The organism is Nitrospirae bacterium YQR-1, assembly GCA_039908095.1.
Taxonomy (GTDB): Bacteria; Nitrospirota; Thermodesulfovibrionia; order Thermodesulfovibrionales; family Magnetobacteriaceae; genus Magnetomonas.
The window spans coordinates 1-13,990 of the sequence record JAMOBJ010000028.1 but is presented as its reverse complement, the minus strand read 5'-3'; the positions used below and the strand labels follow the sequence as shown (position 1 = coordinate 13,990).

The window sequence follows — 13,990 nt, the reverse complement described above, 5'->3', positions numbered from 1 at the left end:
AAATTTTTGAGCTAAAACACCATGATATTAAACAATCTCCGTTTTATGCACATTTAGATTTATCAGAAACTCAGCACCACCATCGATATTACTAACAGTCAAACTACCACCCATGCGTGTCTCTATTATGGTTTTTGAAATGAAGAGACCTATGCCGGTGCCTTCAGATTCCTTTGTTGTAAAATAATGGTCAAATATCCTGTCTATTATTTCCACCGGAATACCTCCACCATTATCATTGATATAAATTATTATGTGCTCTCTTTCATCGTCATTAGTGATATTTATATCTATTTGTCCCTTAATTTTATTGCCGGAGCTTCTTTTTGCCAATATAGCATCTTTAGAATTATTTAAAATATTAAGTAAAACCTGTTTGAATTCATTTGGATAGCCATACGCAGAAGTTATTGCACCCTCTTTCGCTTCAATTCGAATATCGATATATTCTGAGCTAAACATCTGAATAAACATTGAAAGTAGTTCTTCTATTGCACTTTTCACATCAAAAATTATTTTTGTTTTTAAGGGTTTAAAAAAATCTCTGAAACCATCTATGGTTTTTGCCATAAATTTTATTTGCTTAATTGATGTCGAAAGTTGATTATCCATATATTCTTTGGTTAGTTCTCCAAATTTATAAACATCTCCTATGTCTTGTATTATCAGAGACAACGCATTCAATGGCTGCTTCCACTGATGAGATACCATCCCAATCATTTCTCCCATAGTTGCCATTTTTGATTTTTGTACTAACATCTGCTCTTTTTCTCTATTTTTTTGTAATTCCTCAAGCACCCTTTTTTCAAGGGTTCTATTTAGTTCCTTTATTGTTTCTTCTGCTATAACACGTTCCGTTATATCTTTGCTGATATGGACATATTTTTTAATATGTCCATTGCTTATAGGATATAGTGATATTTCAACATAATGTTTTGTTCCGTCTTTATCGATATGCTCATGAATCACATTTTTATGGTCGTCTTTTAAGGGACATGGATGTTGTGGAGAATTACATTCAGAATCTCTGTGATGAATAGCATTGTAGCAACACATACCGATTAAGTCATCTATCTTATAACTATGGTTTAACAACATCGATTTATTAGCCCATAAAATTCTATAGTTATTATCTATAAGCATTATTTCATCTGTAATGCCTTGAGCTATTGTCTCCAATAGCTCCTTTGTCAAATAATCGGTAATGTCCACCACTATTTCCAGAATGCGTGTTATTTCGCCGTTTTTATCATACTCCGGTATTAGTGTTTTTCTTACATACATATTTTTATATTTCGATTCGTAGGTTATACTTTTTTTATCGTTTAAGCATTCTGTTACTTTACAGTAACTACAAATTTTGTCTTTACCTTGTTTTAAGGTGTCATGGGCATATTCTCCATACAAATCATAGCACTTTTTGTTGATAAAGCCTTCTTCCGGCAGTTCCAGCACTTTGCATGAATATTTATTAAGTTCCAAAATATTAAAGTCCCTGTCAATATATGCGACACCTATAGGCAGATTATTTATTAACAGCTTCATTTCTTCTAAAAATGATTTCTCTTTTTCCTCCTTTTGTTTTAATAGTGTGATATCATGGGAAACTCCAATAATACCTTTAATATTGTCATCTTTATCTTTATACAAAGTCTTATTTGTTAAAAATGTATATGTTCTATCGTTATGTTTGATATCAATCACAAAAGAATGTGGGATACCGTTTTGGAAAACATCAGAATCCACTTCTTCCATAATCTGTGCATCCTCAAAAGGAAATATATCTTTAACGGTTCTGCCTATTATGTCATCTCTCTGCTTTCCAAGAAACTTACATAGCGCATCATTGACTAATATGTATCTGCCATCTATATCTTTAGCATATATTAGCGAATGAACCCCGTCTATTACGGTTTTGATAAAATTATAGTTTTCACGCAGCTTATCCTCTGCTTGCTTTCTCTCAGTAATGTCTGTAATGATACCGTGGTTTATGATTTTTTTGTCCTTAGCGCAATCAGATATAAGAGTATTTCTTATCCACCGAATTGAACCATTTTTATGTATTATTCGGTGTTCAAACGGCTCTATGTAGTGTCCTTTATCAATATCATCTATGTTTTTTAATACAATATCTTTATCATCATCATGTATCATTTGCACCCACAGGAATGGATTGTCTTCATAATTTTGTGAGGTGTATCCTGTTATTGTTTCGCATCCCGGCCCATGAGTAGTGTGGATATTACCGATATCGTCTATTTCTATAGTATAAACATAACCAGTGACGGATTTAACTAATTTGTCGTACCTTTCTTTTAGAAAATTATATGCAAATTGTAAATCATCATTATTATGTTTATGCTTCACCTGCGTCCCCTCCTTTCAAAAAAAACAAGAAATGAAGTGTTTATTTATTCTTTGATAATCTTGTTGATTAATAATATGATTATTGAATAATAAATCTCTGTACTCACACTTACAAATTCTCAAAAAAAGGCGGATTTAATTTATAGATTTTACTCTTCACGCTGCTTATTTCACCGTTGTTCTTCATATCAATCAGTGCTGCTGAGACAGTCTCTCGTGTAAGCCCCGTCATATCGGCAATATCCTGATGGGTTAGTGGTATCTTCAATAATATAGGAGTGCCATTATCGTTGCTCTTATTTTGACTTAATGCATATTTCATAAATAACAGCTTAACCCTCTGATGTGCTTTGTTATAAGTCAATCTCTCTACCAATTCAGTACTTTCACGAATTCTTGAACACATCTCTTTAACCAAACTTGTCAAAAAGCTCTTATCCGAATACAACAGTTCCCAAAATATATCTTTACTGATCATCACAACCGTTGAATTTTCCATTGCGCAAACTGTAGCGCAAGTGGTTAAACCGTCTATATTGATATTTCTCCGAAATAATCCCCTTCTTGCCTAATAGCAAGTGTAATGGCTTTTCCTTCAGAGTTTATTCTATAAATTTTCACTTTCCCTTGGAGGATTATGTACATGAAAAAATTCTCTGTATCACAATGGAGAAATTCCTCGCTTTTATGCATATGCCTTATTTGTATTTTTTTTGCCAACATCTTCATTCCAACGTCAGAAAAGGAAGAAAAGAAACTTACCTCTCTTAGTAGTTCCGATATTTCTTTTACCTCATCAAGTTTGTTAATGTTCACAATCATTACCTCATTCAACTAAACAATTTTAAATTTGTAATGCTCCCCAAAAGTCAAGACAACCTCTACCTCTTCTACATGTCCACTACCATATGGGGTCAATATACTCCCCAATACTATCATTTAAAATAACATTATATTAAAAAATCTACAAGCTATTTAAAAAATAGATTTATGAATAGTATTTAGCCGCTACTCAATATCGCTTAAAAGCTCAATAACCAAGCATAAAGCAGGCAATCGCTCTACCACAAGGAGCTTTCGACGATGCCAACAAAGTTAATCGAATGAATGCAGCCTGGTATTAGATACTATACACTAACCATATTTTACAGAAACATCCGTTTCAATACAAAAAGAACAGTATTTGGAAACAGCAGATAAAACACAGATTATTGTTAAAACCGCTCAAACATCAGGGTTTATTTAATTTATTGCAGACAGTGCTAATCAGGTAGCAACAGGGAGTGGGAGGAAGGTGGGTTTCCTTAACAAAATCCTCTATTTCGCAGGCAAAATTAAAGACATCATCAACGCCGTCATCAACAAAGTCATCCAGTTTAAAATAAGTAACGGCAAGCAGTGCGCTATTGCGCGCATCATCCATTAACGCTCCGACTGCAACGTCTGATATACAGTATCCGGCATAGCTCATAATATCCTCAACGCCGCCCTCTACCTTTTTATCTATAATATCTCTGTGAGTACCTGTGAGAATTTCCCCTGCAAATCCGGTTATATCACCAACTTTATCGGCGGTAAAAGTTACCAGAGATTTAACCTTCCGTAAAGCCGACAGTGTATCAGCGCTTAAAAAATCCTTTATATATGAATTTGGAACACCTGTTTTATCATCCTTCTTCATAGGCTTTGTAAGCTATTATAACAAATACAGATGGAATTTTAGCGTAATGGCTGATACCAAGTAGCATTCATTCGATTAACTTTGTTGGCTTGTTCGAAAGCTCCTTGACACCTTCCCTTAAAGGGGATTCCCCTGTAAGGGAAGGTGTCACTTGTTCCCAGCCGCCTCGTTACTCTTTTGACTGCTACTTGGTATGAAATCTCATCAAATCTCCGTTTATGTGCACACTCTGCTTTGCATTTGCTCAGGATAAAAGCTCTTCATATACTTTTACGTAGCTCTCAGCAACCCCTGACCATGTGTATTTCTCATATGCTTTTTTGTGGCCAGCCAGTGAAAGCTCTGCTCTGAGCACTTTATCATCCATAAGTTTTTGTATCGTGCCGGCCAGATTGACGGCATCACCTTCTCTAAAGACAAGCCCTGCATTTCCTATAACAGCAGGTATCTCTCCTGAGGATGAACCGATAACCGGCGTCTTTGAGGCCATGGATTCAATGATGACACGTCCAAACTGCTCCTTCCACCGTGTGGATGTCAATGATGGCAGTACAAAAACATCAAGTGAATTGTAAAACGCAGGCATTTCTCTCTGACCTAGTGCATCAATAAAAAAAACTAAATCATTAATACCAAGCTCTGCTGCTTTTTTTTGCAAAACACTCTTATGGCCACCACCTCCGGCTACAAAGAGCACACAGTTATTGCCTCTGTGTTTTAAGATGGAAACAGCCTTTAAAAGGCTCTCAATACCCTTTTCAGGGGTAAGCCTTCCGGCATAGCCGATTTTAAAGGCATCCTTAGCGCTATGAATCAAATCCGGCATATTTATCCCAATGTTTTTTTCGTACAACGTTGTATCAAACCCTAGTGGAATCACATAGATTTTACGTTTAAAACCACGGTTTTCCCATATAGCGACACTCTCTGCCGGAACAACTGTTATGGCATCGGCATTTTTTAAATTATTGGACTGAAAATATGAATAAGGGAATTTCTGTTTAAAATCTATGTTTTCAAATGAATATAAAATGGTTTTTACCTGTGGCTTTAAGAGTTTTGAAATCATAAGAAACTCAAAGGCGGCTAAAGAGAAGGGCTCTTCCATAATGTGGACGATGTCAGGTTTAAAGTCTGCAATTTCTCTGTAAATTCTCAAAACATCAGGATAAAAAAAAGCCCTTATATGGTTTGTAAACATTGTGGGAACTGACATTATTTCATAATTGTCATGCTGCGTTTTTTCAAAGACAGTTTTTTTGCCGCCCTCATCCCACCATGCAGGGATTATGGCTTTTACGGTAACTCCTTTTAAGACAAGCTCAGCTATCAGCTTTCTGTATAAGCTCTCTGTGGCAGCATGCCAGGTAATCAAAACTCTTATATTGTTTTTTAACATAAGTGGTTGTTCTCGTATTTTAACATTTCTGCGAAATATAAGCATTTAACTAATATAATCATTTATACTATCTCATGTGATATAGCCTGAAAAATCAAAATAAAGGCAGATAACAAATGAAAACAATTATACTTTTGACAATATCCAACATTTTTATGACTTTTGCATGGTATGGCCATCTTAGGTATAAACAAATCCCGCTTTTTAAAGTTATATTAATAAGCTGGTTTATTGCTTTTGCGGAATATTGTTTTCAAGTGCCTGCTAACCGGACAGGCCACGGGCAGTTCACCGCCGCAGAGCTTAAAACCATGCAGGAGGTAATAACTCTGGTGGTTTTTTGTGTGTTCTCTGTTTTTTATTTGAGAGAAGACCTGAAATGGAACTATATAGTGGGGTTTGTCTTTATTGTAGCCGCAGTTTTTTTTGTTTTTAAGAAGTGGTAAGCATACAGCTGTCCATATAAAAATAATTATTAAAACTATAAAACTTGAAAAAAAGCACAATTTATAATATAATAAGAATACTGTATTTATATGGATAAGTTTTTATTGTTCTGAGCCGGTATGTCAGTGAGGATGTTGTGGTAACAGGGATAGACGAAAAAATCAGAAAGAAAATCGTGCGGATTCTTCAGCAGCGTGATATAAAACAGAAGGAACTGGCGGGTATGATAGGTGTAATGCCGCAGAATCTAAACGCTTATATGACGGGCAAGCGTGGTTTTGGAAAAAAAAATGTGTTGCGTATAGCACAGGCCCTTGATATTCCGGCGGAGAAGTTCTACACTGGAAATGTAATCTCTAAAGCAAAGATAAAGAGAGCAAAGGATATTCCCCTTCTTTCATGGCAGAAGCTAGTTGATTGTGAACATGTGGTAGATGTTTTCAGGACCGATTACGCAGACGGGAGAATATCTTACGACTCTGAGAACGAAACTGTTTTTGCTGTCAAGGTAGAAGGTAACAGTATGTCACCTGAGTTTAAAGACGGTAACATTGTTATTGTGTCACCATTAGAAAAACCTTCAACAGGTGATTTTGTTATTGTCCGCTACGCAGGCAATACATTATTCAGAAAAATTAAATTTTATGATGATACAATAGTACTTAAAGCTGTGAATGTGGAATATGATGACATTGCAATAAGCAGTGATGACAAACATGCCCTCTCCGTTTTAGGAAAAATAGAAGCAAAACTGGTATTGTACCAATAAAATTTTTAGGCTTTTAGTAAAAACATTTATGCCTTTTGCATTGAGCTTAAATATATAAAACAACTTAAACTAAAATATAGAGGTAAAAACATATGTTCAGAGGAGATACAATGAGAAAACAGCAAAATTTTCCGAAAACTTATAAGTTGAAAGGATTTCTTTGGTTAGTGGTTATCTTGTTTGCATTTTCTTACCTTTCAACATATGTGTTTGCTGAGGACAGTACCATCGCACCTGATATATTACAACCAAGCGAATCCGCCACAAAAGATTTGAAGGACACTGAAGGCCCTAAGCGCTCAAAAGAATACACAAGTGCTTATATAACGGAAAGATGCGATAATATGACATACTTTGACGGCAAAATTAAAGACAGAGTGTATATTGAGGACTGTAACATAATACTTCTGGCAGAGGAGGGAAAATTTGGTGAGAAAGATTCGTCAAGGATAAAGACGATTATACCATTAAAGGATATGGACCCCACGGGTGTCAGAAATGGTTTACACATAGGCCGTGCTCTGTATTCCGGACAGGATAACTCCGGAGTTCAGGTTGGCTCAAAAAACGATGAGCGTAAGATTAAGGTAATCAGGGAGGGGTATGGTTACGATAGTAAATACAGAAAACATGAATCTATGGAAATTAACGTAACCTTCAACTGTAAGAATGAAACTGTGGCAAGAAATGTGGCAACGGCAGTGTCACACCTGATAACGCTTTGTGGAGGCAAAAAAGAGCTATTTTAGTGTCTAATTGCAAAAATAATAGATATTTCAAATAATTCTGATTAATTTTTTAAAAGAGGAGATTACCACGTCGCTGTGCTCCTCGTAATGACGGATAGAAACGTCAACGCACAGCCCAGCGCCGTCATTGCGAACCCCAAAGGGGTGTGGCAATCTCAGCCCTTAAAGGTAAAACTCATTGACAACGAAATTTTGCAAGCCATTATAAAAAGGATATAACTCTGAAAAACTATCGCAAACTTCTGCAATTAGACACTAGTGTCGCATTATGCAATGCCGCTATTGCATGGTTTGAAAACTATACATCAACCACCCTAAGAGCCGATCTTATTTCCGGAGTAACTGCTGTGCTGGTTTTAATATAGCCTATGCGCAGCTTGCCGGACTTCCGGCGTATTATAGGCTTTATGCATCTTTTTTACCTCCTGTTACAGTAGCTCTTTTTGGTTGCAGCCGGCTTGAATCTATCCCTGTAGCGAAAAAGCCTGCATACAGAGTGCAGAGCTGTGGACTGTCATGAAGCGCTCTCCATAGTCCGTAAAACTGCTCTTTGCACTTGGTCAAACTGCCGGCAGGAGCGGGATTATAAGCAAAGCTGCCATGGTTGCGCTCCTGCATCTGTGAAATATATGCTTTTCTCTGAGCTGGTAAGATTATAAACTTCCTTTGCGGGGTTTGGGGTCTCTTCCCCACGGCCCTCCCCGTCGCCTGATTCTCACATAGCCGAAAGGTAAAAAATGTCACCTGACTTGTCAGGTATATGAAACTATTAATCGTAGCTGCTTATTTTAGGCAAATTGCTAATTTCGCCTTTATTTTCAACTCGTTAGACTATTTATGCCTTGGAACTTCCTTTGAAGAGGAACCAAATTTTTATCAGAATACTAATTACAATAGAAGCATTTTTTTATTTTTTTGCATATTTTTTTAGGGGAAATTTGTTAATATAAGTGCCGACACCGGTTTTTTTATCATACCGGTAAAAAATGAACTGAAGGCGGTCAGATGTTTGAGGCAACAACAATTATATGTGTAAGGAAGGACGGAAAGGTGGCAATATCAGGGGACGGACAGGTTACATTTGGCTCAACCGTGCTAAAGCATAACGCAAAGAAATTACGCCGGATGTATAACGATAAGGTACTGGCCGGATTTGCCGGAGCTACCGCGGATGCTTTTACGTTGTTTGAAAAATTTGAGGGTAAACTTGAGACTTATCGCGGCAATCTGACTCGTGCCGCCGTGGAGCTTGCCAAAGACTGGCGTATGGATAAAATATTGAGGCGTCTTGAGGCACTTTTACTTATTACCGATAAGGATACTACTTTAATTATATCCGGTACAGGTGATGTCATAGAACCTGAACATGGCATAGCGGCTATCGGCTCAGGCGGCTCTTATGCCCTTGCCGCAGCCAGGGCACTGTGTGAAAACACATCATTAAGCGCCGTGGAGATTGCCCAAAAATCTATGGAAATAGCTGCTGAAATCTGCATTTATACGAATAAAAATATCACTACAGAGGAGCTAAATGGATAATCTTACTCCCAGAAAAATTGTAGAAGAACTCGACAAGTACATAATAGGGCAGAAAGACGCAAAGCGTGCAGTGGCAATAGCTCTGAGAAACCGCTGGAGACGGCAGCAACTTACTTATGAGCTGCGAGATGAGGTGCTCCCTAAAAATATCATAATGATAGGCCCCACAGGAGTCGGGAAAACTGAAATTGCCAGGCGGCTTGCCAAACTTGCCGCCGCCCCTTTTATAAAGGTTGAGGCGTCTAAATTTACCGAGGTCGGTTATGTCGGCAGGGATGTTGAGTCTATGATAAGGGATTTAACTGAAATCGGCGTTAATATGGTCAAAGATGAGCATTTTACAAAAATTCAGGAGCGTGCCCGCACTTTGGCGGAGGAGCGTATGCTGGATATCCTTTTGCCGACTTATAAGGGTATGAAGGGACTGAGCCCATCCTTAGAGGAAAAACAAAAACAATCCGAGACAAGGGAAAAATTCAGGGATAAACTCAGAGATGGAAAACTTGACTCAAAGTACGTGGAGATTGACGTTAAGGAAAGGGTCATGCCATTTGGCGTTATTTCAAATATCGGACTTGAGGACCTTGAGATAAACATAAAGGAAATGCTTGGCAGTTTTCTGCCTGAGAAGGCTAAAAAGAAGAAAATGAAGGTGCCCGACGCCATTGCACTGCTTGTTAAAGACGAGGCAAATAAGTTGATTGACATGGAGGCCGTAACCAAAGAGGCCATAACCAGAACCGAACAGACAGGAATGGTCTTTATTGACGAGATAGACAAGATAGCCTCAAAGGGCTCCTCTCACGGCCCTGACGTCTCCCGAGAGGGTGTGCAGCGAGACCTATTGCCTATAGTAGAAGGCACAACTGTAACAACCAAGCACGGGCCGGTCAAAACCGATCACGTGCTTTTTATAGCGGCAGGAGCGTTTCATGTATCCAAGCCATCCGATTTGATTCCTGAGCTCCAGGGACGCTTTCCTATCAGAGTGGAGCTTGAGGCTCTCGGCAAAGGCGATTTTATCAGAATTCTGACCGAGCCCAGCAACGCTCTTATAAAACAGTACGTAGCGCTTCTTGCCACTGAAAAGTACAAACTTGAATTCCTTGAGGAGTCCATTGATGAAATAGCGGAGATAGCCACACAGGTTAATGAAAAAACAGAAAACATAGGAGCAAGACGGTTGCAAACTGTGCTTGAAAAACTCCTTGAGGATGTCTCCTTCGATGCCCCTGATACTACAGACGGCAGTCTTGTGGTTGACAGAAAATATGTGGCTGACAAGTTGTCTGATATTGTTAAAAACGAGGATTTAAGCAGATACATTTTATGATACATTGGAGCGGGCCGAAAACTCTTTTTTTTCTGATGACTTTTACAATAGTTGCGGCCTTTTTTGCCAGTTGTTCGACAGCTCCTAAGTCGGTATCTACAACAAAAAACTATCAAAAAAACGTTTATATACCGGATAAGTCCACATCGCCTCAGGAATCTCCGGTCAGAGAGGGTTCAATTATGGTGGCCTCGTGGTACGGTCCTGATTTTCACGGTAAACCCACGGCCTCCGGTGAAATATATGATATGAATGCAATGACGGCAGCTCACAAAACACTCCCCTTTGGCACTATCCTGAGGGTTACAAACCCTAACACGGGAGCCTCTGCTGAGGTTATTGTCAATGACAGGGGCCCTTTTATCGCCGGCAGGGACCTCGACCTCTCATATTCAGCCGCAAAAAATGTGGGAGTTTACGGCCCAGGCACCATGACCGTACAAATTGATTATCTGGGCAGGGACATGAAGTATGTAAAATACATAAAGGTATCCGATGGTGTTGCCTCCGCCGCCTCATCCTCTTCCGGTTATACGATTCAGATAGGGGCTTTCCAGGAGCAGCAGAACGCTCTGCGGCTAAAGAGTTCCCTTGAATTTGAGTATCAGGGAGTTTACATAAAGCAGATATCAGTTGACGGCAAGACCATCTACAGGGTACGCATCGGCAAGTACAAGGAAAAGACCAAAGCCATAGACTATGCAAAGGGACTTGCCGAGGAGGGTTACGATACCCTTGTGATAGCTAATGACTAAAGCGGCAGACCGGAGATTAATGGAAGATTTAATAAAAAAAGCCGAGGTACTGATTGAGGCCTTACCCTATATTCGGAATTTTTACAAGAAGACTTTTGTAATCAAATATGGGGGAGCGGCACAGGTTAAGGACGAGCTGAAAGAAGCCTTTGCACGAGATATAGTTTTATTTAATTACATCGGTATAAACACGGTGATAGTGCACGGTGGAGGACCTAAGATTTCAAGCACGATGGAAAAACTCGGCAAGTCACCCGTTTTTGTGGAGGGACTCAGAGTAACCGACAGGGATACCATGGACATTGTTGAGATGGTACTGGGCGGAATTGTAAACAAGGAAATCGTAACTTTTATCAACCTTCATGGAGGTAATGCCGTGGGCCTTACAGGGAAAGACGGCAATCTCCTCAGAGCCACAAAGAAGATTATTACAAAGAAGTGCTCAGAGACAGGGGTTGATGAGGTGGTGGATATAGGGTTGGTTGGGGAGGTTGAGTCGGTAAATCCGGCAATACTGACAGCTCTGGAGGAAAATGGATTTGTGCCTGTTATAGCGCCCATTGGGTTAAGCGCCACAGGTGAGACGTTAAATATAAATGCCGACTATGTGGCCTCGGCAGTTGCAGGGGCCTTGAAAGCTGAAAAACTGATTATTCTAACCGATGTCCCAGGCATAATAGATCAGGATAAGAATGTTATATCAACGATTAGAAAATCTGACATAGAACAGTTATCTTCAAAAGGGGTAATCACAGGTGGTATGCTTCCAAAGGTCAGAGCAGGCGTCTCGGCACTGGAAAGCGGCGTTGTTAAAACGCATATAATTGACGGACGAATCCCTAATTGTCTTCTCCTTGAAATCTTTACTCAGGAGGGCATAGGGACAGAGATTGTGTTGTGACATATAAACAGTATTTTGTGTTATAATGCATAAAGGCGTATTTTTTTGTACTATGCAATTAGTGAGGGAGATGATTTGATTGGAACCCGTGTGATGGTTGTGGAGGATGAGTGGATAATAGCAACCAATATCCAAAACATACTTGAGGAAATGGGGTTAAGCGTCTTACCGATTATACTTTCGGGTGAAGAGGCGCTAAAACAAGCCGAGGTGGACAAACCTGACGTGGTTCTCATGGACATCGTGCTACGCGGTAAGATTGACGGCATAGAGACGGCGGAAAAACTGAGGGAACTATACGACATACCGGTAGTGTATTTAACCTCCCATACGGATGAGCATACGTTTCAGAGGGCAAAGGGGTCGGAGCCTTTTGGATATTTGGTAAAACCCTTTGAAAGAACTGAGTTGAGATATGCCATAGAGATGGCTGTTTATAAGCACAGAACAGACAGAGAGCTGAGGGAGAAGTCACGCCAGTTGGAGGAGTTAAACAGAAATCTGGAGATTAAAGTTAAGGAAGAGGTGGAAAAGGGCAGACGCAGGGAGCATATGTTAATTCAGCAGTCGAAGCTGGCGGCTATGGGTGAGATGATGTTTAATATTTCCCATCAGTGGAGACAGCCGTTAAATGTTATCGGGTTATTGATTCAGGACCTTGATGAGGCCTCCTCATTTGGTGAAATAAATGACTTGTATATAAAACAGATGTCCAGAGACACCATGGAACAGCTTAACTTTATGTCCAAAACAATAACGGATTTCAGCAATTTCTGCAGGCCATCGGATGCTTTGGTAGTGTTTGACATTAAAGAGGCGTTGGACAATGTGATTGCTCTTGTGAAAACACAGCTTGAAAGTAATCAGATATATATAACAACCCGTGATTCCAAAGGAGGCATTCCTGAACCAGGCTCCTACATGGCAGACGGCTATCCCGGAGAGTTTAAGCAAGTGATTTTAAGCATATTAAATAACGCTAAAGATGCAGTTCTTCTGAAGAGAAAAATATCCAGCTCAGTGCACATAGAAAACTCTGAAATCGTAATAGAATTCAGCAAGGCGGCTGATTCAATAAGTGTAAGCATAACAGACACCGGAGGTGGTATTTCCAAAGCGGTAATTGACAGGATTTTTGAGCCCTACTTTACGACAAAGGACAATGGTATCGGGATAGGCCTTTATATGTCTAAACTGATAATAGAAAACTATATGAATGGCAAATTATTTGCTAAAAATACAGATACAGGCGCTCAGTTTACAGTACAACTTCAAAGAAAAACTAATTAATATGGAGGTATACACATGAAAGCCTTAGTGGTAGAAGATGAGTTTAGAAGCAGAACACTATTGCAGAGAATACTGTCAAGATATGGGGACTGTGATGTTGCAATAAACGGCCAGGAGGCGATAGAGGCATTTGTCCACGCATGGAAAGAAGAGCATCCTTATGATCTTATCTGTATGGACATTATGATGCCGGAGATGGACGGTCAGCAGGCCCTTAAGGATATCAGAGAGATTGAGAAAAAGGCCGGCATAGAGGAAAGCAACAGTGTTAAAATCATTATGACCACTGCATATGACCTTCAGGAGGAAAAGGACGAGGCCTTTGAATGGGGATGTACGGATTATCTCGTAAAACCCATAGACAAAAACAAATTACTTGACTTACTCAAAAAATATGAATTCACAAAATAAATTGTGCCTTGTACCCCTCAGTAATATAGAGGGGCGTCAAAGCACACGACTGTGTGTGTATCTCCACTGTGTCCGACTCGCCCTCGAAAATACCGTCATCGGTGACAAAGCACACGAGCGTGGGTTTATAGTACTACTTTACTTCTAATACCCAAGCAAAATCTTATTACTCCCCGGGCCCTCCGTGCTGTTATCCTCACAAATGTAGCCGGCTAAATTGCGTTTGGGACTGGTAGTTCCCTGAAAACAACTAAGAAGCAGACTCTTTTAACGGAAGTTCCGAGTGTCAAAACGTCTAAGGGTTTGAAAACAGAGGAGAAAAGGCATATTCGGTAAAAATATGTAG

General features: G+C 39.4%; 15 protein-coding genes and 1 pseudogene. 10 read left to right on the top strand and 6 right to left on the bottom strand.

Translation table 11 applies throughout. The features are described from left to right. Positions 1–27 precede the first annotated feature (27 nt). The 5 genes from H7844_12270 to H7844_12250 all read right to left on the bottom strand — a co-directional run bounded on the left by H7844_12270 (position 28) and on the right by H7844_12250 (position 5,426). Entirely contained in the window at positions 28–2,370 is a 2,343-nt protein-coding gene (locus tag H7844_12270; protein ID MEO5358056.1) for a PAS domain S-box protein, read from the bottom strand. 109 nt (positions 2,371–2,479) lie between these two features. After that, positions 2,480–2,848, bottom strand: coding sequence for a Crp/Fnr family transcriptional regulator (locus H7844_12265; GenBank protein ID MEO5358055.1), 369 nt, complete (start codon positions 2,846–2,848; stop codon positions 2,480–2,482). Between the two features lie 53 nt (positions 2,849–2,901). After that, positions 2,902–3,186: a cyclic nucleotide-binding domain-containing protein gene (locus tag H7844_12260; GenBank protein ID MEO5358054.1), complete on the bottom strand. Its 285-nt coding sequence runs from the start codon at positions 3,184–3,186 to the stop codon at positions 2,902–2,904. A gap of 415 nt (positions 3,187–3,601) precedes the next feature. Further along, a complete protein-coding gene (locus H7844_12255) occupies positions 3,602–4,051 on the bottom strand; it encodes a hypothetical protein (GenBank protein ID MEO5358053.1) in 450 nt (149 codons plus the stop codon). 244 nt (positions 4,052–4,295) lie between these two features. Next, positions 4,296–5,426 carry a glycosyltransferase family 4 protein gene (locus H7844_12250; GenBank protein ID MEO5358052.1) on the bottom strand — a complete coding sequence of 377 codons (1,131 nt, stop codon included), beginning with the start codon at positions 5,424–5,426 and terminating at the stop codon, positions 4,296–4,298. Positions 5,427–5,566: 140 nt separating this feature from the next. Between H7844_12250 and H7844_12245 the strand changes: the two genes are divergently transcribed. The 4 genes and pseudogenes from H7844_12245 to H7844_12230 all read left to right on the top strand — a co-directional run bounded on the left by H7844_12245 (position 5,567) and on the right by H7844_12230 (position 7,893). Further along, positions 5,567–5,896, top strand: a complete 330-nt coding sequence (locus H7844_12245; GenBank protein ID MEO5358051.1) for a DMT family protein — start codon at positions 5,567–5,569, stop codon at positions 5,894–5,896. A 137-nt stretch (positions 5,897–6,033) separates the two neighbouring features. Continuing rightward, a complete protein-coding gene (locus tag H7844_12240; protein ID MEO5358050.1) occupies positions 6,034–6,666 on the top strand; it encodes an XRE family transcriptional regulator in 633 nt (210 codons plus the stop codon). Positions 6,667–6,776: 110 nt separating this feature from the next. Next, positions 6,777–7,415: a hypothetical protein gene (locus H7844_12235; GenBank protein MEO5358049.1), complete on the top strand. Its 639-nt coding sequence runs from the start codon at positions 6,777–6,779 to the stop codon at positions 7,413–7,415. A 281-nt stretch (positions 7,416–7,696) separates the two neighbouring features. After that, positions 7,697–7,893 (top strand): annotated as a pseudogene (locus tag H7844_12230) (SulP family inorganic anion transporter). Here the strand turns inward: H7844_12230 and H7844_12225 are convergent. After that, a complete protein-coding gene (locus tag H7844_12225; protein ID MEO5358048.1) occupies positions 7,821–8,108 on the bottom strand; it encodes a hypothetical protein in 288 nt (95 codons plus the stop codon). The pseudogene H7844_12230 and the gene H7844_12225 overlap by 73 nt on opposite strands. Before the next feature lie 312 nt (positions 8,109–8,420). Between H7844_12225 and hslV the strand changes: the two genes are divergently transcribed. The 6 genes from hslV to H7844_12195 are packed head-to-tail and all read left to right on the top strand — an operon-like array spanning position 8,421 to position 13,644. Continuing rightward, positions 8,421–8,954 carry an ATP-dependent protease subunit HslV gene (gene hslV / locus H7844_12220; protein ID MEO5358047.1) on the top strand — a complete coding sequence of 178 codons (534 nt, stop codon included), beginning with the start codon at positions 8,421–8,423 and terminating at the stop codon, positions 8,952–8,954. Beyond that, the gene (gene hslU, locus H7844_12215) at positions 8,947–10,287 is read left to right on the top strand and encodes an ATP-dependent protease ATPase subunit HslU (protein ID MEO5358046.1); all 1,341 of its coding nucleotides are present in this window, start codon (positions 8,947–8,949) and stop codon (positions 10,285–10,287) included. The genes hslV and hslU overlap by 8 nt, the downstream gene beginning before the upstream one ends. Next, positions 10,284–11,042 carry a septal ring lytic transglycosylase RlpA family protein gene (locus H7844_12210; protein MEO5358045.1) on the top strand — a complete coding sequence of 253 codons (759 nt, stop codon included), beginning with the start codon at positions 10,284–10,286 and terminating at the stop codon, positions 11,040–11,042. Before hslU ends, H7844_12210 begins: the two co-directional genes overlap by 4 nt. A gap of 19 nt (positions 11,043–11,061) precedes the next feature. Next, positions 11,062–11,943, top strand: coding sequence for an acetylglutamate kinase (gene argB / locus H7844_12205; GenBank protein MEO5358044.1), 882 nt, complete (start codon positions 11,062–11,064; stop codon positions 11,941–11,943). A 45-nt stretch (positions 11,944–11,988) separates the two neighbouring features. Beyond that, positions 11,989–13,233 (top strand): response regulator, encoded by a 1,245-nt coding sequence (locus H7844_12200; protein ID MEO5358043.1) that lies wholly within the window; start codon positions 11,989–11,991, stop codon positions 13,231–13,233. A 15-nt stretch (positions 13,234–13,248) separates the two neighbouring features. Beyond that, entirely contained in the window at positions 13,249–13,644 is a 396-nt protein-coding gene (locus H7844_12195) for a response regulator (protein MEO5358042.1), read from the top strand. Positions 13,645–13,990 lie beyond the last annotated feature (346 nt).